This window comes from Nitrospira sp. BLG_1, from assembly GCF_047338595.1.
In the GTDB taxonomy this organism is placed as follows: Bacteria; Nitrospirota; Nitrospiria; order Nitrospirales; family Nitrospiraceae; genus Nitrospira_D.
In genome coordinates, this window is the sequence record NZ_JBLFBO010000010.1 from 17,926 (window position 1) to 35,400 (window position 17,475).

Here is a 17,475-nt window from a genome sequence, read left to right on the forward strand (position 1 = left end):
CGCATTGTAGCAGATCTTCTACTTGCAGGCGACGATACACCTGATACACTGCGGGCGCATGGATGATCCACGTCATGCTCGACTTCAGCGATGGGCCGACTTCCTCGGAGCCAGACAGGAAGAGCTGGTACCGTTGGCCTGGGCGTTCGCCTATTTCTTCTGCCTCCTCTGCGGGTATTCCATCCTCCGGCCCGTTCGTGATGAGATGGCCATCGAAGGGGGACTCAAGCATCTCCCGTGGATGATGACGGCGACGTTTCTCACCATGCTCGGGGCCACGCCGCTATTCGGGTGGCTCTCCGCGCGGTGCTCACGCTATCGATTGCTGCTGACGGTGTACGGGTTCATTATTACGAACCTGCTCGCGTACTACGTGCTGATGACAAGTCATGTGTATCCCGAGTGGGTGGCCCGCAGTTTTTTCGTGTGGCTCTCGGTGATCAATCTGTTGATCGTGTCCGTGTTCTGGAGCTTCATGGCCGATCTCTTCACAACCGAGCAGGGGACGAGACTGTTCGGAGTCATTGCGGCGGGAGGGAGCAGCGGGGCATTGGTCGGCCCGTTGATCACAACAGGACTGACGTTTGTCTTCCCGGTGCCGGTGCTCATGCTGGCCTCGGCGGGGTTTCTGCTGCTCTGTCTGGGATGTATCTATCGACTCGAGCAGTGGGGACGTGAACAGTCCGCGCATCACCAGTCGAGGCCCGGTGAGCCGCTTCACGGCAGCTTCCTGGCCGGCATCCGTCTGACACTGTCCTCACCGTACTTGATGAAGATCTGCGGGTATTTGGCCTGTCTGACCATGACCGCCACGTTTCTGTATCTCGAACAGACTCGCTTGGTGTCTGAATATCTCGATCAGCCGGAAGCCCGCACTCGCCTGTTCTCCAGTCTGGACTTTACGACAGGGCTGTTGACGTGGTTGACCCAGGTGTTTCTCACACAGCGCGTGATTCGGCGCTTCGGCCTGGTCGCGCCGTTGCTGTTTTTGCCCGTCATCAGCGTGATTGGGTTTTTAGGCATTGCCGTATGGCCCACCCTTGCACTCTACGTCGTCTTTTCCGTCCTGCGGCGGGTGGGGGAGTATGCGCTCTCGAAGCCGGCGCGTGAAGTGCTCTTCACCGTCGTCAGTCGAGAAGAGAAATATAAAGCGAAGAATTTTATCGACACGGCCATTTCTCGCGGCGGCGACGCTTCAACCGGATGGCTCGTCACGGGTGTGAAAGCTCTCGGTGCCACAACAACTCACATTGCGTTGGCGTTGGTGCCAATGATGGTCGTCTGGGCCTGGCTGGCGACGATGCTGGCTCGGGAAGAGGGACATCGGTCGCCATCGCCCTCGCAGAAGACGTCTTGAAACTATTTGGTCTCGTCCTGAAAATAGAAGAGGGGGCTCTGAGCAAGCGCAGCGCGACGAGGTGGCACATGGCCGCCACTCCTACCGTCCCCTCAAGCCGTGCGAGCCTGCCAGGAATTGTTGTCACTGATTCTGCAGCCCGACCAGTGTCTCCACGCATGTCAAGTGACGCTGAGGCGAACGCTCAGACTTCATGCTTCGGCAAGCCCGGAATGGACTCGTCAGACCCTGTGTGAGCCAAGTCGAACCGTATGAATCCGTTGAGGGATGTGGTGCTCAGTCCCGGATCGTCACCGCGCCGATGACGTAGGAGCTGGTTCGGCCTGCTCGGGCTCCTCGGATCCGCACTTCGGAGACATCGCGCACATGGTCACGGAGCGTCCATGTGGTGTTGGCTTGCAGCTCGGGCCAGAACCACCAGGTGCCATCCCGCTTTCGGAACCAGAGCTGGATCGAGGTATCGGGGAGCACCTGAATCGAGTCCATGTCGAAGTAGATGGGCGCATGGGTATCGGTTGTGCTGAGCCATATTTTGACCCACTGACTTTGGTCATGGGAGGTCAGGACGCGCGGGGTTCTGACCCAATCCACATCGGTGCACTTCCATTCCACGAGCCTACCGAATCCTCGTCCCAGGCCGTCTCCAGGATCCGGGAGGGTATAACACTCGATCCCGGTCTCCATGCTCAAATGATAATGGGCCGAGCCGATGGTCTCAAGATTAATGTCGCTGCGTGAACAGTGTTGACGGTAGGTCCAGCAGTTGGTGTGCTTGGTACTGTCACAGACTTGCAGCTGTCCGTTTGACCCACGGCTGGTTTTGAGGGCCAATGTCGATCTGGCATGCCCGTAGATCTGGCCCAGTGCGGCTTCATCGTCAAACGTGACCAGGCACGATTGGCGGGGGCTGTCGGCCGAACGCGCTTGCACGGCTTTGGGCGGCTGGCTCTCCCGCTCTCGTTCGGCGACTTGTTCAGGGGTGGCCTGCGTTGGTGCCGTCAGCGTCTGTGCGGATTTCAACTGCGCACAGGCTCCCAAGGTTGTTGTGAGGATCAGGCAAAGCGCCAAGTAGCACCCGCGTCCGTTCATTTGCACTCCAGACCGCATTGTTCCTCCTTCGTCCGGCCTATCTCGACGTGCTCCTGCCGGTTTGTTATTCGTCATCCTCACTGATCAGTGCCCTGCTCGGCACGTCTGAGATCTCGACCGTGGTTTACTGATCGAAAAAACGCGTGTTATAGTCCGCCGTCTCCATCATCAGGCCGGTGCTCACGAGGTGCTCGTGACGGCAACGACGCAGTTGAACCTGTTTGTGGATCATGAGGCTTATGGCGATTGACGTTCCTGCTAAATTATACATCGAAAAGCTGTGTAAAGACTCACGGAGTATTGCCGGCGCCCTGCGGCTCCTCCCTGGCCCGGTCAAGACGACCGCGCTTCACGCCATGGCTGAGCGTGTGGCGTCTGACCACGACACAATTCTAACGGCGAACGCGAAGGATGTCGAGGCGGTGGGGAAGTCTTTTGGGGAGGGAACCGCCAAGGAGGGGATGAAGGCTGCCGTGACCCATGTGCGGGTGACGGCTGAACAGATTCACGAGATGGTTGGGCAACTTCATCAGATTGCCGAGCTGCCGGATCCGGTGGGGCTGGTGGTGTCACGGCAGGAGCGTCCGGATGGGTTGCTCGTCTCGCGGGTCAAGGTACCGATCGGCGTGCTAGGGGTGCTTTCGGAGCGCAGTCCGCTCGTCACGGTGGAGTCGATTGCGTTGGGGCTGAAGTCGGGGAATTTCTGTATTCTTCGCGGGGCTCCGGAATGGCGGCATACCCATCAGGCGATTGATGCGGGGTTGCGTGAGGCGGCCTTGAAGAGTGGGGTGCCGGCTGGGGCTTGGGTTCTAATTGATCGGCCGGATCGAGATGTGGCGCTCGAACTGATGCGATCGGCAAAAGCGGTGGACGCCCTCATCGTGCGAGGCGGCGCCGGGTTACGAAAGGCTGTCGCGGAGCAGGCGAAGGTGCCGGTGTTGTGCGATGACGGGGGGGTGACGCAGCTGTATATCGACGGCGACAGCGACATTCCGATGGCGCAAAATCTGGTGATTAACTCGAAAGTCCAACAGCCGGGAGCCTCCAACTCCCTGGATACGTTGCTCGTGCAACAGGTGATCGGGCGACAGTTCCTGCCGCCGTTGATCAATCGATTACTCGATCAGTTTAAAGTGGAGGTGCATGCCTGCCCGAAGACCGTCGCCCTCATGGGGCAGATGGCCATGACGGGCCATACGGCAATTGTCCCCGCAACGGAGGCCGATTGGCGGACGCAGTTTGCCGGACCCACCTTAGCCATCAAGATGGTGGAAGGCTTGGACGAGGCGTTGGCGCACATTGCCGCCCATCGCCCCTGTCTGACGGCGGTGATTGCCACCAACCGCTATGAGTCGGCGATTCGATTCACCAGGGAAGTCGATGCCGGCGCCGTGCTGGTGAATGCGTCGACCAGGCTGCATGCTGGAGAGAGTTTCGGGATGGGGCATGACGTGGGGTTGAGTGTCGGGAAGTTGCACGCGAAGGGCCCGATTGGTCTGGAGCAGCTGACCTGTGAAAAGTATGTGGCATTCGGATCCGGACAGCTACGGTTACCCCATCCGGTACCGGAGACGTACTTCGACGCCATCATGCTGAAGAGGCCGTGATTTCCGTTGAAGTGTCAGGCGTAAAGCGTGAAGTGTGTCGTGCTGAGGCGAGGAGCGTATAGCGAATGGCCTATAGCACGGAACATTCAGGATGATACGCCGGTTTTTCACCTAGTCCTCGGCCAGAAGCCATCGGCCATATGCTCCCCTCTTCAGATGAGATACGAGCGGCCCTCTTCGAGCATCTGGCCTGGTGGGGACTCAGGAAGTTCACGACCGACCACGATTACTTTGCCTGGCAACAGGAACAATTCTCTCCGGACGATCTGAAACAGCTTGCGTCATGCGCCGAACGAAAACGCGTAGGCGATCGTCGCGATGAGATTGCCTTCTATGATGTTGCTGCCCGTCCGACGATCTTTCCGGTGCTGTACAGCCAGCGATACGACTATTACGAAGCGATCGCTCCATGGATGGCGGTGCAGTGTAGTGCTGCGAAGCAGATCCTCGATTTTGGTTGTGGACTGGGGATTCTGACCTCTTTTTGTGCACGCCTGTTTCCGGAGAAGAGTTTTGTGGGGGTCGACCGGTCACCCGCGTCCATTGCGGTCGCACAAAAACAAGCTGACCGATTGGGCATACGCAATCTCCGCTTCGACTGTGTGGACGGAGAGGTCCAGCGGCTTTCCGGTTGCTACGATCTTGCGGTGGCCACCCATGCGCTGTTTCAGGCTGAGCAAGATCCTGGACTTCCAAGCCGAAGTTGGCGGACCTTTGAACGTGGGAACGATCCGACACTTCAGGCGGCATTCGAACAGCGAACAGGGCTTGGTCGTCGGTTGGACAACCTGGTGGATGTGCTGTCTTCAGAGGGGCACGTGATGGTGTGTGAGAAAAGCAGGCAACTGGCCAGACGAGTGCCTTTCCAGCGAGCCCTGGCGGCGAGAGGGTTACAGCTGATCGAACCTCCCATCCCCGTCCAATATCACACAGTCGAAGAACTTGTAGAGGACGGACCATGTTATCGGTTGCAGCGCAGAAGTCAGGAGACTGTCATATGGGATGAATCACCAGAGCCAGATGAGGGTCGCCCATTTGCTCCTGAAGCCATCGCGATCTCTAGCGATGCCGAGCATCCCCTCTATGAAAATCATCGGCCTTCCGCTCAAACGGCATGGGAACAACTCATGGGCCGCGACGTGCTCGCCGAGACCACACGCGAGGAGCCGGACGGTCGACAGGTCCATGTCGAGCGTGGAAGATTTCTAGGGTTTCAGTATTTGTACTGCGCGAATACCTTCGACCAACGTCAGTTGGTCATCGTGCAGCAGGCTCAAGCCGGCATACTGGAGACGTACTACCAGGACATTCTACGTGAGATCGCCTAGCAGATCTCCTAGTTTGTACTGGTCTATACGGATCTTCGGACCACAAAATCCATCAAAACCCGATATCGTCCTTGCAATCGTTTTCCGCTCTCGCTACCCTTGAGTCGCTTCCCAACAGATGTCTCCTGAACGCTGAGTGCGATGTCAATTCGTGTTCCTGCCGGGTGATGAGTCGGAAGGAGAGATGGTCATGAAAACGGCGCACACCGTTCTCGCTGTACTGAGCACCCTGTGTATCGGTTGCACGACGCCGCCGGAAGTCAAGCAGGCGTTGCTCGCCAAGGATCAGGCCTATGCCGAAAACGCCAGGCTGATGGACATGCATCGCCAACTCCTGGAGACGATCGACCAGCGCTATGCGTACTGGTATCAGTACACGAAGCAACTGGCGCTACTCAACCTGGCGTTGAAATGGGCGACGACCGACCCCGGTCCGGCGGACGAGGCCGGCAGAGGCGCGCTGGTTTCGGCGACGATCAAAGAATTCGGAACAGCCCCCGACATGCGAAGCGCACTGATCCATGCCATCAATAGCATGCGTCTCAAGGACCTTCCGGAACGCAAAGACAAACAGGGTACGATCGTGTTTGAAAAAGGCCAAGGCGATATGAACAGCCTCATCCGTGAGATTCCGACTCTCATCAACGTCATTCATACCCAGGTGGAAGCCGAGCGAAAGATCGAAGAGAACACCAGGCCGACTGACTACAGCGGATTTGACGACTATCAAACGAATCTTGCCGCATTGCGTCGGCTCAACGGGATGGTCAAACGTTATCTTGACATCGATGTCACGATAGACAAAGCGGACATCCGACAGCTGAGCGAGTCCGTAAAGGCCTTGCGGTGAGAGGGTAGTTACAGGAAGGAGCCTTTCATGCAGTCACCTAGAGTCGTCGTCGCTGTGGCGCTGCTCGTGCTGGTTGCCCAAGCAGGCTGTCATTCGATTCAGAGCAACGCGGTTCGAGATCTGGTCAAACGAGAAGGTGTCAAGATCGATGCCGCGCAGACCAATCTCCACCAATACCATCGCGATACTCAAAAACGGATCGAGTATTTGAAGCAATCGCTCGATGACCTTGATACCAGTATCAAGCTCGTTCAGGCCGCCGAAGCGCGACATGCGCTCATTGCCGCGTCACCGCAGAATGTGCTGACGAAGAAAGGGGTCGATGCATGGGCGGTGTCCTACTTGATCGGCAAGACGTATCTTGCTGAGTACCAAGGACTTGAACAGGCGGTGAAGAAGCAATTCGAGGACGATTTTTGTGCGGTACTGGAGGCGGTCAGCCGTATTGAAGATTCGTGGGGTGAGCTCGCGACGATCCATACACAGATCGAGCGGTACAGTCAGAAATCATTCCTCGCCTCGGTCGATCCCGAGTTCGTTGGGGCGTTGGTGGAATACGTCCCAGGTGGATCGGATCGGTTGGCTCAGGTGCTCGCCAGTTCGCGGACGGTGAACGAGGCGCTGGGTGAAGCGGCGACCTATCGGTTTCTCAAATCACGAGCGTTGGATCGGACGCGATCGCTGACGGTGGATCTCATGGACCTTATCGAACGAGTCAAGTGAATAGGAATGGCGAAGACCCTGTGAGCTGGAGGAGGCCTCAATGAGTATCCCGATGAGCGTCGAAGGTATCACCGCCTTTCTCAAACAGAATGACGCGCTGATCACTCAGATCAGAGAGGGGATCGAGCTTGGTGAAACGGCTGCCACTGACATACGGAAGTTCTTCACCAAGTTGAATGTGGCGAAGGACGATGCTCAGGAAGTGTTGGACGCGCTTGGTCCTCACGTCAAGTTCGTGGTGGCCAAATCCTCCGACGTTCGAGCCACTCAAGCTGCGCTGCTTGAGGAGATCAATGAGGTGAGTCAGGCCATTCGCGATTCCGACGGTGATCCGGAATTGCGCGCCTTGCAATTGCTTCATCGGTCCAGGCTGTACAAGAAACTGGCCGACACGTTTAACGAGACGGTGTCGAGGATGATTCCGTTCAACCAGCCGGAGATCGACGAATTGGATACGTTGTTGAATCGTGCACGACTCGATGCGGAAAAACGGCAGAAACTGGCGTTTGTCCTCGACGGGGCGGTCGGCCTGGCGAAGTTTGCGGCAAAGGTGGCCATGAAGGTTGCCGCGGCATGATCGGCAGTTCCCATCCTTGGGGTGGTGTCATTGCGGAACAAATCTGATGAGAAGGGGTGAGCCGGTGTCCGCTCATGGTCGACTGCTTCTGCTGATGCTTGTGCTGTTGCATCAGGGTTGTTCGGCATTGTCCGGTCCACGCCAGCACAGTGAAGTACGAAGTCCGGAAACCGTCACGGCTGCTTCCCTGCCTTTCCCTCCTGGTCATGTCCATCGGTTGGAATTCGATGATCCCGCTGACGGTGTACGCAGGAGACCGATGGGGATCACCGCGCTTCCCGCCGGCCTGGGCACTGTAGCGGATGGGGCGGCGTCGACGGCGAGAGCCTCGGACCTCGCAGCGAAAGCCGTGACCAACTCGAAACTCCGCCAGGTCCTTGGGAGTCGCTACACGGTCATCTCCGTAACGGTCACCGATCCGAGTACCACACATCTTTCCGAATGTTGCACCGGAATGATGCCCAAACATCATCTGCTGTTTTACAGCTATACGAACGATGTTGCCGTGGATGTTGAGATAAAGGGTGAGGATGTCATCACGATCGTGCAGAGAGATCGGTCGTACCTTCCTCCGGAGGGAGAGGAGGAAATGCAGCAGGCCATCGATCTGGCGAGAAAGGACAGCCGAATTCCGGGCGGGCTTCCGCAGCTGGATGGTCACGCGATTCTCATGCAGCCGGGAGACGGGGTGCTGTGGAACGAACCGGGGTACGGTCACCGGGTCTTCTGGGTGACGTTTTCCAAGGGGCTCACCGGTAATCCGGAATATTGGGCTGTTGTCGATCTGAGCGCACAAACCGTTCTGAAGGTCGAAAAAGAAGACGCACATCCGTAAAGGAGCGGCCTGTGAAACAGCGAATCATCCTCCTCTTGGCGTTGCTGGGCGGTCTCTTCTCGCCGTCTTTCCTCTTGGCTGAAGACAGAGGCGGCCATATCGATTTCACACCATGGAGCCTTGATTGGGACATCAGCGACGATACCGGTCTGGTGTTACGGAACGTGTTCTATGCCGGAGAAAAAGTGCTGGCTAAAGCGAGCATGCCCGTCCTTCGAGTCAAGTATGAGAAAGAGCGGCACTGGTGGAATCCCTTTTCACTGGGTGGGTCTCGTGCGGCAACCGGCCGGTGCGGCCCGTTCCAGGATCGGTTGAGTTGGACGAATACCGTGCCCATTCCGAATTGTGGAGACAAGAAAGTCTGTGCGCAGACCTATCACCATGACGAGGTGGAATGGCTGGAGCTGGGGGTCTACGCCAGAATCGGCGAATACCACATTTATCAGGCATGGTACATCTCGCGGGATGGAGAAATTCATCCGGTCGTTCATAGCCGAGGCCTGTCTTGTAATACCGACCATGTGCACCATCCCTACTGGCGATTTGATTTCGACATCGACGGCAATGGGCAAGACCAGGTGTTTCGCTATGATGTCGGTGGAAAAGACGAGGGGTGGGGGGCCGGATGGCATAAGTATACGAACGAGATCAATGATACGAACGTGCCGGATCGGATCTGGTTTGTTCGGGATCAACCGACGGGGCATGGGGTGTGGGTGATGCCGGGTCAGGCCTATAGCCCCTTGACCGATGAGGCCCTGACAAGGGACTCATTTTCGGATATGGATATTGCAGTTCGGCGGAACAAGCGTTGGGAAGATGAACCCTGGACGTTTGGTGCCCGAGGGGAACTCGCCTACGATCAGGACCAAGAGGGGATTCAGGAACAAGACATCGTCTTCTGGTACGTGGGGCACCTTCCGCACAAGGCCGCACTGGGTCCGATCAAGTGGCTGACCCTTGGCCCCGTTCTCCGCATCCAGCGATAGAGTGCGTCGTTCCCAGGGCCACAGTCCAAGTCCACCGCTCTCAGAAACTATCCCAATCCAATCTTGAGCTGAGCGAAGGTGAGGTTGGAGCTGGCGAGAGGAATCGAACCTCCAACCTGCGGTTTACAAAACCGCTGCTCTGCCGATTGAGCTACGCCAGCTTCCTAATGATTTGAACGAGTTGCAGTTTTACAGACTCTCGGCCTTGGGGTCAAGTGTTCCGAGTGGTCTCTTGGCGACTTCGTCCGGTAAAGACGAAGCGAGGTGGCCATGCCCTGCGCCCATTGCGCAAGCATGCGGGTGCCGACGTCCTCGAACTCCGAGTGATTTTTGATGTAGAAGGTAAAGGGGGTCGTGCGTCTTTTCATGCATGGTGAATACGTCGAGCGCATTGATAATGGCCAATCCGTTGTCACTGCCGTGGGTCCATTATATCTGTGGACATATTTAGAATGGGTCAAGACGACTGATACGCTGTCCGACTGAGCTATGGATTTACGAAGGACTTGTTGGGCCGATCAGCAATAGGGAGGCGTGTTTCGCTCACAGTCCTTGCTTGAGGATCGAGTGAGGAGTGGTTGGTGGATGAGTGAAGCTGACTATCGTGGGTCAGTGGTTAGGCAGCGGGTTGTTTGGTCACGTCCCAGCCTGGAAAGACCAGGACGGCGGGATGGCATTGCAGTACCAGCGCCAGGGTTTTGGCCCGTTCGACGCCCAGATTGATGGTGTTGTTTTCGATCGCCGAGATTGTGGACTGTGGAATTTTGGTCCTGCGTGCCAGTTCGCTCTGCGTGAGCCCCTGGAGTTCACGAACGATCCGAACGGATTCTCCTACCGACACCGCAGTCCGTACTTTTGCCGGACGAACGTCTTTCATTTTCATCATTGCCTCCGATAATCGTGCGCGGTGACGTCCATGACCACTACCAGGATGCGCTGGGCTTCAACCTTGTAGATCACTCGATACCGCACATTCAGTCGTGATGATCGATGTCCTTCCCATTCTCCTTGAAGCCGCTCATCGTGGAACTCCTTGATGAGACGCAAGCCTGCCGGGCCTGAGATCCGCACGATGTCTTTCCACTTCTCATAGCGTTTCAGTAACTCAACCGGAAGGCGATCAAGGCTCCTGCTCGCTCGACGGTGTTCGTAGATCTCCCACATGGACGAGCGTACTATACTATATAAGATATAGCCCAGCACAATCCATTAATAGGGCCAGGCTTCGGTATCTTAACGATTGACGCTGGTTCACAAGGACGCTGCATGACGCACTCCCCCTTCCGGATGGACCGACAGGACATGAGTGAAGGACATGCATCCACCTCCGTCGATGGCGCGGTGAGGGAATGTGGTTTCTTCTCAGTGCGGGTTCCTGCGGCAGCACTGGTCCGGATCACGACCGCGCATTCGTCCTCTGGTCGGATGGACGGAGGGTAGAATGTCCGGATGTTCGATCCACTTCCGGTTTACCGACCCTTGTAAAAGTAATTGATATCGCTTGCAAAGAGTGGCGTGGGCCATTATTCTAAGCCCGCCATGCATTTCGTATTCCACATTTTATGAGTATGAACCAAGTCAACGTATTAATTGTCGATGATGATGCGGCCGTCCGGGCAATTCTGCAGGAGGTGCTTCTGCATGAAGGCTATGGTGTGTCCATGGCCGAGGACGGCAACGCGGCCATTCACATTGCCAAGGAGTCGGTCGTTCATATCGTGATCACGGACTTGCAGTTGCCCGATATCGATGGGCTGGAGATTATCGATCGTTTGGCCAAGCAGGATGCCAAAATCATTCCCATCATGATGACCGGGTTCGGGACGATCGAAACCGCGGTTCGGGCCATGAAGTCCGGGGCCTTTGAGTTCATTACCAAACCCTTTGATCTTGAGACGGTTGCGGTCGTGGTGCGAAAGGCGGCGGAGTTCTATCGGCTGCGACAGGAAAACCACCTGCTGCGGAAAGCCGTCCGTGATCAGTATCGATTAGAGCAGTTGGTCGGAGTCAGTGAGCCGATGCAACAGGTGTTGGAGTTCGTGCAAAAGGTCGCCGACAGCGACAGCACGGTCATGATCCAAGGGGAAAGCGGGACCGGCAAAGAGTTGGTTGCCCGGATGCTTCACTTCAACAGTTTGCGAAGGGACCGCCCGCTCGTTCCGGTCAACTGCGGGGCCATTCCTGAAAACCTGCTGGAGTCGGAACTCTTCGGACACGAAAAAGGTGCGTTCACCGGCGCTACTCATTCGCGGATGGGTCGGTTTGAATTGGCGAACGGCGGGACGATCTTTCTTGATGAAATCGGCGAGATGAGCCTTCCCTTGCAGGTCAAGCTCCTGCGGGTGTTGCAGGAGCGGGAGTTTGAACGAGTCGGAGGCAATCGCACGATTCATGTGGATGTGCGCATTATCGCGGCGACGAATCAGGATCTCGAGTTGCAGGTGGAGGAACGGCGATTTCGGAAAGATCTTTTCTATCGGCTCAACGTCATTCCCATCCTGATTCCTCCTCTTCGCGAACGCCGAAGCGATATTCCGCTGCTCATTGAGCATTTCCTGGCCCGGTTCAATCAGAGCAAACATACGGATGTGTCGGGCTTTTCGACTGAGGCGCTGCAGTTCTTGATCGAGTACGATTGGCCCGGTAACATTCGCGAGCTGGAGAACATGATCGAGCGATTGGTTGTCCTGAAAAAACAGGGGACGCTGGGTGTCGAGGACTTGCCTCAAAAATTCGGTCGCCGGTCGATGACGCCTGAATTCAAGGAACAGTTCATCCGGTTCAACGACGATGGGATCAATCTCTCGAGAGAAGTGGAACAGTACGAAAAGCATCTCATCATGGAAGCGTTGCGCAAGGCGAATGGGGTTACGTCCAGAGCCGCGCAGTTGCTCCACTTGAATCGAACCACGTTGGTTGAAAAGCTGAAACGCAAGGGAGTCGATCCACGCTCCCATGTGGAAACTCTTCCGCTCTGGCCCCGCGTATCCAGTCAAAAGATTGACGACCTTCCGACCTAGTCGATGCCAGTCCTGACGCGATTCCGGCTGATTCTCAATTCCTCTCCATAACTCTCCTGATTTTCCTCAAGTTTTTGAGTGTGGCGAAGGGCATGAGCCTTGCTGATGTCTTCCCGCTGTGAATCTATGCCGTCTTCTATATGTCGGAGTGATGCTCCTGAGTGTCGTCTGGGCGGCCGGGCCTCAGCTGGTCATCGGACAGGCGCTTCCCTCGGGGAAGAGTTCCGGTATGCCCGCCGGTGGACGGCTGGCCGCGGTGAAAAGCCAGGCGCCGGTTGAACGGCTTGCTCTGCTCTTGCCGGACGATGGCCCACGGCTGGAAGGTCAGTCGACCGGGATCGATGGATTGGCTTGGCAGGAGGGGCAGTCTGCGTACAGGAAGCAAGCGTGGGCGGAGGCTCAACGATTCTTCGTCAAGATTGTCACGGACCACCCTGAAAGCCCGCTTGTGCCGTCGGCCAAGGCGTTTCTCATTGAGTTGGCCCTTCGTGAGGACTCCTCCGGCCAAGGTCGCGCGTCGGGAATCCAGGAGTATAAGAAACTCGTGCGAGACCATCCGCAGTCGGTCAATGCCCGGAGAGCAGAGTGGCGGATGGGTGATCTCTACTTTGAGCAAGGATGGTATCAAGAAGCCCAGGTGTTCTATGAGCAAGCGATGGCGCATGCCGAGAGCCGTCACTTCGATGGTCCACGATCGTTGCTCGGTCTGGGTTATGCGTTTATGGCGATGGGTAAGTGGAGCGAGGCGGAGCATGCGTTTTCAAATGTGCGCACACGGACGGAGCACGAGCCGCTGTTGCAAGGTGCCACGCTGGGGTTAGCCCATGCCTTGTATCGGCAACAGCGATATTCCGACGCCCAACCGCTCTTTGACCTCGCCTATCGACGGTGGCCGCGTTTGGTCAAGGCAGATCCGCTTGCGATTCACCGGTTTGCCGTGACGGAAATCAGGCTCCAGCATGAAACCTCCGCAAGGGAGTTGCTGCTCTTGTTGTATAACCTCTATCCCCGCTATGAGCATACGCCCGCGGCGCTGTTACAGCTCGCCGAGAGCCTGAGGGCCGGCGCGAACCAGCGACTTGCAGAGTTTGTCTATGCCCTTCTTCCCGCGCTCTATCCCTATAGCCTGCCGGCCACGACAGCCAAGCTCCGCTTAGCGGCTCAGCAGACGGAGACGATGCAGACCAGCGACATCGAGTCACTGGGGCGGACCGTCAGTGCCATGATGCACGATGTCCCAGTTCCGTTTCAGAACGCCGCATCGTACCGAGCACTGTTGGAAGACATTGCCGCGCGAGAAGCGGAAAACCCAGCCGGGAGCGAGGCACTCTTTTATCTGGCGAAAGCGGCAGAGCAGCGTCATGACATGAACCAGGCGATTGGACTCTACCGGGAGATCACGCTGAAGACGGCCCAGGTGACCGATCCCTGGGCGACGAAAGCGGCAGACCGCCTGACTGCGCTGCTGACTCCATGGATGGAAGCCGCTATCGCCTCGCAGGATGATCTGACGGTGGTCAGTTTGTTCCATCGGCATGGAACTGTGGCCAGACAACGGTATGCGCGATCGCCCCTCTTGCTGCAGATTGCTGACGCGCATCGTCGGCTGGGATTCTCGACGGAAGGGAGCAGCCTTTACCAGCAGGTGATCAAGGCGCACGCCGAGCCAGGGTTGATCGAGCCGGCCTTGATCGGGCTTGGCAAAATCTATCTGGATCAGCGCGACCCCGATGCGGCGCGGAAGGTGTTCGAGCGATATCGCTTTCAGTTTCCGCTTGGAGCCTACGAAGGGGAAGTCGTGCTATTGCTGGTGAAGACTATGCGGCAGCAGCGAGACATGCAGGGTCTCCTCCAGTTGTGCCGCACGTGGCTGCTGCGCCATCCCGGTCATCGGGAGCGCCCCGCGATGTACCTTGAGCTGGCCAAGACGTTGGGAGAGCTGGAGAAGCTCGAAGAGTCGGCGCTCGCGTATGAAGAAGGTCTCAAGGTCGGGGCGGTCGCGTCTTCCGATACGCTGTTGACCTACGCGGACACATTGTCACGGCTGAATCGGCACGAACGAGCGATCGCAGCGTATCAGTCGGTATTGGAGAAAAAACCCAATGTGCGCCAGGCTGAATGGGCTCGCTTGCAAATGGCACAGCACTGGACTGCACTGAAGCAATACGATCGCGCCACGGTGGCGCTGGCGGAACTCGGCCGCGCGGATGACGAGATGGTCAACCGGCTCTCGGCCTCGCTCAAGGGGGCCGCGCAGACGGTCCGGCATACAGGAAAAGCGGAGGGGCTATGACCAGCCTGGCGACGAATCCGGACGAACGGGCCCTCTTGCAGGCGGCGTTTCAGAGTTTCGACGAGGCCGCGCATACGTTACAGCAATCCTACAGTGCGCTCACGGCACGGGTGGAGGAGATGGATGCCGAACTTGCGCAGAGCAACGATGCGCTTCGGCGACAGCTTGTCGATAACGAAGCCATGCGCGTGCGCTTGGATGGCATTCTTGAGTCGTTGTCGACGGGGGTGGTGGTGGTGGACGAATGCGGGGTCATCACTCGCAGCAATCGCGCCGCGGAGCAGCTCCTTGGGGCGAGCGATGTGGAACTGCGAAATCATCGCATCCCGGAGGTCTTGGCGGAGCGAGGCCTCACCGTCTCTGATCGCCCGCAACGCATCGGACAGAGCGTGGTGTCCATCAGCCAGGTCCCGCTTCGAAACGACTCCGGTGATGATTCCGGGCAGCTTGTGCTGCTTCAGGACATCACCCGGGTCTATCAACTCGAAGAGCAATTGCAACGAAAGGATCGGCTCGCCGCGATGGGTGAGTTGATCGGTCGGATCGCGCATGAGATCCGCAATCCATTGGGCAGTGTGGAACTCTTTGCGTCTCTGCTGCAACGAGACCTCGACGCGCATGAACCTACGCAACGGTACGCGCAGCAGATTTCGCAGGCCGTTCGGTTGATGGATGGTCTGTTGGCGAATCTGCTGCTGTATATGCGCCCGGTGCACTTGACCCGCGCGTGGCACGACACGGAATCGTTACTCAGCGACTCGATCGAGTTGGCCGCTCATGCGATTGCCAAAGTACCCGTGAACATCCGTATGGACATCAGCCGGGAGGTGCCATTGTTGTGGTGTCACGATGGACAGTTGAAACAGGTCGTTGTGAACCTGGTCGTCAATGCCGTACAGGCGATGCCGAACGGAGGCGAGTTAGGAATCAGTCTCTCCCAGGAGCCGCTTCAGACGCTGGGGTCTCCCGCAGTACGACTGACCGTCCGTGATTCCGGTATGGGGATCGATCCGGCGCATCGGTCGCGCCTGTTCGATCCATTTTTTACGACGAAAGACGAGGGCACGGGTCTGGGGCTCGCCATCGTGCATTCCATTGTGGACGCCCACCATGGACGGATCGACGTCGAGAGCACGGTGGGGCAGGGCACGGCCTGTTCAATCATACTCCCTCATCCTTCGGTAGCCGGAGACGTGAGTGCCAAGACCGGCCCCGGTTGCGAAGACTGTGATGTCAATGACGCCGAGCGATCGGCGGGAGAGATCGTCCTCATGGAGGATTCGTCTTATGAGTGACCGTGAGAAGCAAGTCCCGACGGCAGAAACCGGTGAGGAGCAGGAGCGGATTCTGGTCGTTGACGACGATCCGTCGATGCGTATCGCCTTGATGGAAACTATCAGGCGACTCGGCTATGCCGTACAGGGAGCGGTTGATGGGACAGAGGCATTGGAGCGGATCACAAAGTTTCGTCCTTGGTTGGTCTTGACCGATTTGCGCATGCCGCGCCTCACTGGTCTCGAGCTGATCAAGGAGATGAAGGCCCGCGCCCCTCAGACGGCGATTGTCCTCATGACGGCCTATGGGACGGTTGAAACCGCCGTTGAGGCCATGAAGCTGGGAGCCAGCGAATATCTGCTGAAGCCATTTTCCATGGATGTGCTGGAACGGGCGATTGCCAATCTCAAAGCAGGCCGTGAGGAAGGGGTTGGCCTCGGTCAGCCGGTTCATCAGGTGGAACACCGAGCCCTGCTCAGCCAAGATCCGGGGATGGTGAGACTCCTGAGCACGATAGAAGGAGTGGCCTCCAGTCAGGCCACCGTCCTGATTCATGGTGAAAGCGGAACGGGCAAAGAGTTGCTGGCACGGTTTATCCACTTGCGAAGTCCACGGGCCCATCGACCGTTTATTGCAGTCAACTGTGCCGCGCTTCCCGATGGATTATTGGAGAGTGAACTCTTCGGTCATGAGCGAGGTGCCTTTACCGGTGCCGTCATCCGGAAAGTCGGGAAGTTCGAGATGGCTCACACCGGCACCCTCCTCTTGGACGAAATCAGCGAAATGAATCTGGCCCTCCAGGCGAAACTGTTGCGCGTCCTACAGGAACGTGAGGTGGATCGGATCGGCGGGCGTGACCCGGTTCCCGTCAACATTCGTGTCATCGCCACGACGAACCGTGTGCTCTATCGGGAGGTTGAGCAAGGCCGCTTTCGTGAAGATCTCTATTATCGATTAAACGTCTTTCCCGTAACGGTGCCACCGTTACGAGAGCGGGTCGTCGATATTCCCATCCTCGCGCGCCACTTTGTGAACCAATCGGCCATGAGAAACGGTCTGACCCCCCCGGTCGTGTCGGAGGGTGCTCTGGCACATTTGCAACGGTTGCCCTGGAAAGGAAATGTGCGTGAGTTGGAGAACGTGATGGAACGGGCGTTGTTGTTAGCCGGCCAGGGCGCAATCTTGCCGGAACATTGTCCTCCTGAACGGAGCGAGGAGGTTACCATCCCGTTTGTGCGTGCAGCGCAACCGGCCAATGGGTCGCTGTGGGAGATGGAGCGAGAGCTGATTTTCAAAACCTTGGCCCGCGTGAAAGACAATCGGACGCATGCGGCGAAAGAGTTGGGCATCAGCATTCGCACGCTCCGCAACAAACTCCGGGAGTATCGGGAGGGCGAACACTCGGCGTCCAGTTCGCCGGGAGGGTAACCAGAATTGCCGATGGGCAAATTTGTTCCAGGCAATCCATGTGTGTGACTGAGTGCTGAAGAGGCGGGAGGGCTGAACCCAGGACGTGCAGCCTGGAACTGCGT

The 17,475-nt window shown here is 57.4% G+C and carries 16 protein-coding genes and 1 tRNA gene; 13 read left to right on the forward strand and 4 right to left on the reverse strand.

Translation table 11 applies throughout. From position 1 onward, the window contains the following. Positions 1-58: 58 nt before the first annotated feature. On the forward strand, positions 59-1,357 hold the full coding sequence (locus ACMTNU_RS10720; RefSeq protein WP_413935241.1) for an NTP/NDP exchange transporter: 1,299 nt from the start codon (positions 59-61) through the stop codon (positions 1,355-1,357). Between the two features lie 276 nt (positions 1,358-1,633). Here the strand turns inward: ACMTNU_RS10720 and ACMTNU_RS10725 are convergent, their stop codons facing one another. Then, positions 1,634-2,464, reverse strand: coding sequence for a hypothetical protein (locus ACMTNU_RS10725; protein WP_413935242.1), 831 nt, complete (start codon positions 2,462-2,464; stop codon positions 1,634-1,636). Between the two features lie 221 nt (positions 2,465-2,685). On the opposite strand from ACMTNU_RS10725, the gene ACMTNU_RS10730 reads away from it, so the two are divergent. The 7 genes from ACMTNU_RS10730 (at position 2,686) to ACMTNU_RS10760 (ending at position 9,355) form a co-directional block, all read left to right on the forward strand. After that, positions 2,686-4,053: a glutamate-5-semialdehyde dehydrogenase gene (locus ACMTNU_RS10730; RefSeq protein ID WP_413935243.1), complete on the forward strand. Its 1,368-nt coding sequence runs from the start codon at positions 2,686-2,688 to the stop codon at positions 4,051-4,053. Between the two features lie 140 nt (positions 4,054-4,193). Then, on the forward strand, positions 4,194-5,381 hold the full coding sequence (locus ACMTNU_RS10735; RefSeq protein ID WP_413935244.1) for a class I SAM-dependent methyltransferase: 1,188 nt from the start codon (positions 4,194-4,196) through the stop codon (positions 5,379-5,381). A gap of 190 nt (positions 5,382-5,571) precedes the next feature. Continuing rightward, a complete protein-coding gene (locus ACMTNU_RS10740; RefSeq protein ID WP_413935245.1) occupies positions 5,572-6,231 on the forward strand; it encodes a hypothetical protein in 660 nt (219 codons plus the stop codon). A gap of 27 nt (positions 6,232-6,258) precedes the next feature. After that, positions 6,259-6,954 (forward strand): hypothetical protein, encoded by a 696-nt coding sequence (locus ACMTNU_RS10745; protein ID WP_413935246.1) that lies wholly within the window; start codon positions 6,259-6,261, stop codon positions 6,952-6,954. A gap of 40 nt (positions 6,955-6,994) precedes the next feature. Beyond that, the gene (locus tag ACMTNU_RS10750) at positions 6,995-7,531 is read left to right on the forward strand and encodes a hypothetical protein (protein ID WP_413935247.1); all 537 of its coding nucleotides are present in this window, start codon (positions 6,995-6,997) and stop codon (positions 7,529-7,531) included. 46 nt (positions 7,532-7,577) lie between these two features. Then, positions 7,578-8,366 (forward strand): hypothetical protein, encoded by a 789-nt coding sequence (locus tag ACMTNU_RS10755; RefSeq protein ID WP_413935248.1) that lies wholly within the window; start codon positions 7,578-7,580, stop codon positions 8,364-8,366. A gap of 11 nt (positions 8,367-8,377) precedes the next feature. Continuing rightward, positions 8,378-9,355: a hypothetical protein gene (locus ACMTNU_RS10760; RefSeq protein ID WP_413935249.1), complete on the forward strand. Its 978-nt coding sequence runs from the start codon at positions 8,378-8,380 to the stop codon at positions 9,353-9,355. 85 nt (positions 9,356-9,440) lie between these two features. On the opposite strand, the gene ACMTNU_RS10765 is transcribed toward ACMTNU_RS10760, so the two are convergent. The 3 genes from ACMTNU_RS10765 to ACMTNU_RS10775 form a co-directional block, all read right to left on the reverse strand. After that, positions 9,441-9,516 (reverse strand) — tRNA-Thr (locus tag ACMTNU_RS10765). 455 nt (positions 9,517-9,971) lie between these two features. Further along, on the reverse strand, positions 9,972-10,232 hold the full coding sequence (locus ACMTNU_RS10770; RefSeq protein WP_413935250.1) for a helix-turn-helix domain-containing protein: 261 nt from the start codon (positions 10,230-10,232) through the stop codon (positions 9,972-9,974). Positions 10,233-10,237: 5 nt separating this feature from the next. Next, positions 10,238-10,519 carry a type II toxin-antitoxin system mRNA interferase toxin, RelE/StbE family gene (locus tag ACMTNU_RS10775; RefSeq protein ID WP_413935251.1) on the reverse strand — a complete coding sequence of 94 codons (282 nt, stop codon included), beginning with the start codon at positions 10,517-10,519 and terminating at the stop codon, positions 10,238-10,240. A gap of 102 nt (positions 10,520-10,621) precedes the next feature. Here ACMTNU_RS10775 and ACMTNU_RS10780 point away from each other — a divergent pair, with 102 nt between their 5' ends. The 5 genes from ACMTNU_RS10780 to ACMTNU_RS10800 all read left to right on the forward strand — a co-directional run bounded on the left by ACMTNU_RS10780 (position 10,622) and on the right by ACMTNU_RS10800 (position 17,371). Next, positions 10,622-10,795 (forward strand): hypothetical protein, encoded by a 174-nt coding sequence (locus ACMTNU_RS10780; RefSeq protein ID WP_413935252.1) that lies wholly within the window; start codon positions 10,622-10,624, stop codon positions 10,793-10,795. Between the two features lie 128 nt (positions 10,796-10,923). Beyond that, complete coding sequence (locus ACMTNU_RS10785) at positions 10,924-12,375, forward strand: sigma-54-dependent transcriptional regulator (RefSeq protein WP_413935253.1); 1,452 nt, start codon at positions 10,924-10,926, stop codon at positions 12,373-12,375. A 151-nt stretch (positions 12,376-12,526) separates the two neighbouring features. Beyond that, positions 12,527-14,668: a tetratricopeptide repeat protein gene (locus tag ACMTNU_RS10790; protein ID WP_413935254.1), complete on the forward strand. Its 2,142-nt coding sequence runs from the start codon at positions 12,527-12,529 to the stop codon at positions 14,666-14,668. Continuing rightward, positions 14,665-15,963 (forward strand): two-component system sensor histidine kinase NtrB, encoded by a 1,299-nt coding sequence (locus ACMTNU_RS10795; protein ID WP_413935255.1) that lies wholly within the window; start codon positions 14,665-14,667, stop codon positions 15,961-15,963. The genes ACMTNU_RS10790 and ACMTNU_RS10795 overlap by 4 nt, the downstream gene beginning before the upstream one ends. After that, positions 15,956-17,371, forward strand: a complete 1,416-nt coding sequence (locus ACMTNU_RS10800; RefSeq protein WP_413935257.1) for a sigma-54-dependent transcriptional regulator — start codon at positions 15,956-15,958, stop codon at positions 17,369-17,371. The genes ACMTNU_RS10795 and ACMTNU_RS10800 overlap by 8 nt, the downstream gene beginning before the upstream one ends. The last annotated feature ends 104 nt before the right edge of the window (positions 17,372-17,475 follow it).

Coding starts and splice junctions, on each gene's coding strand:
- ACMTNU_RS10720 (WP_413935241.1), top strand. CDS start 59: ATGGATGATCCACGTCATGCTCGACTTCAGCGATGGGCCGACTTCCTC.
- ACMTNU_RS10725 (WP_413935242.1), bottom strand. CDS start 2,464: ATGCGGTCTGGAGTGCAAATGAACGGACGCGGGTGCTACTTGGCGCTT.
- ACMTNU_RS10730 (WP_413935243.1), top strand. CDS start 2,686: ATGGCGATTGACGTTCCTGCTAAATTATACATCGAAAAGCTGTGTAAA.
- ACMTNU_RS10735 (WP_413935244.1), top strand. CDS start 4,194: ATGCTCCCCTCTTCAGATGAGATACGAGCGGCCCTCTTCGAGCATCTG.
- ACMTNU_RS10740 (WP_413935245.1), top strand. CDS start 5,572: ATGAAAACGGCGCACACCGTTCTCGCTGTACTGAGCACCCTGTGTATC.
- ACMTNU_RS10745 (WP_413935246.1), top strand. CDS start 6,259: ATGCAGTCACCTAGAGTCGTCGTCGCTGTGGCGCTGCTCGTGCTGGTT.
- ACMTNU_RS10750 (WP_413935247.1), top strand. CDS start 6,995: ATGAGTATCCCGATGAGCGTCGAAGGTATCACCGCCTTTCTCAAACAG.
- ACMTNU_RS10755 (WP_413935248.1), top strand. CDS start 7,578: ATGAGAAGGGGTGAGCCGGTGTCCGCTCATGGTCGACTGCTTCTGCTG.
- ACMTNU_RS10770 (WP_413935250.1), bottom strand. CDS start 10,232: ATGAAAGACGTTCGTCCGGCAAAAGTACGGACTGCGGTGTCGGTAGGA.
- ACMTNU_RS10775 (WP_413935251.1), bottom strand. CDS start 10,519: ATGTGGGAGATCTACGAACACCGTCGAGCGAGCAGGAGCCTTGATCGC.
- ACMTNU_RS10780 (WP_413935252.1), top strand. CDS start 10,622: ATGACGCACTCCCCCTTCCGGATGGACCGACAGGACATGAGTGAAGGA.
- ACMTNU_RS10785 (WP_413935253.1), top strand. CDS start 10,924: ATGAACCAAGTCAACGTATTAATTGTCGATGATGATGCGGCCGTCCGG.
- ACMTNU_RS10790 (WP_413935254.1), top strand. CDS start 12,527: ATGCTCCTGAGTGTCGTCTGGGCGGCCGGGCCTCAGCTGGTCATCGGA.
- ACMTNU_RS10795 (WP_413935255.1), top strand. CDS start 14,665: ATGACCAGCCTGGCGACGAATCCGGACGAACGGGCCCTCTTGCAGGCG.
- ACMTNU_RS10800 (WP_413935257.1), top strand. CDS start 15,956: ATGAGTGACCGTGAGAAGCAAGTCCCGACGGCAGAAACCGGTGAGGAG.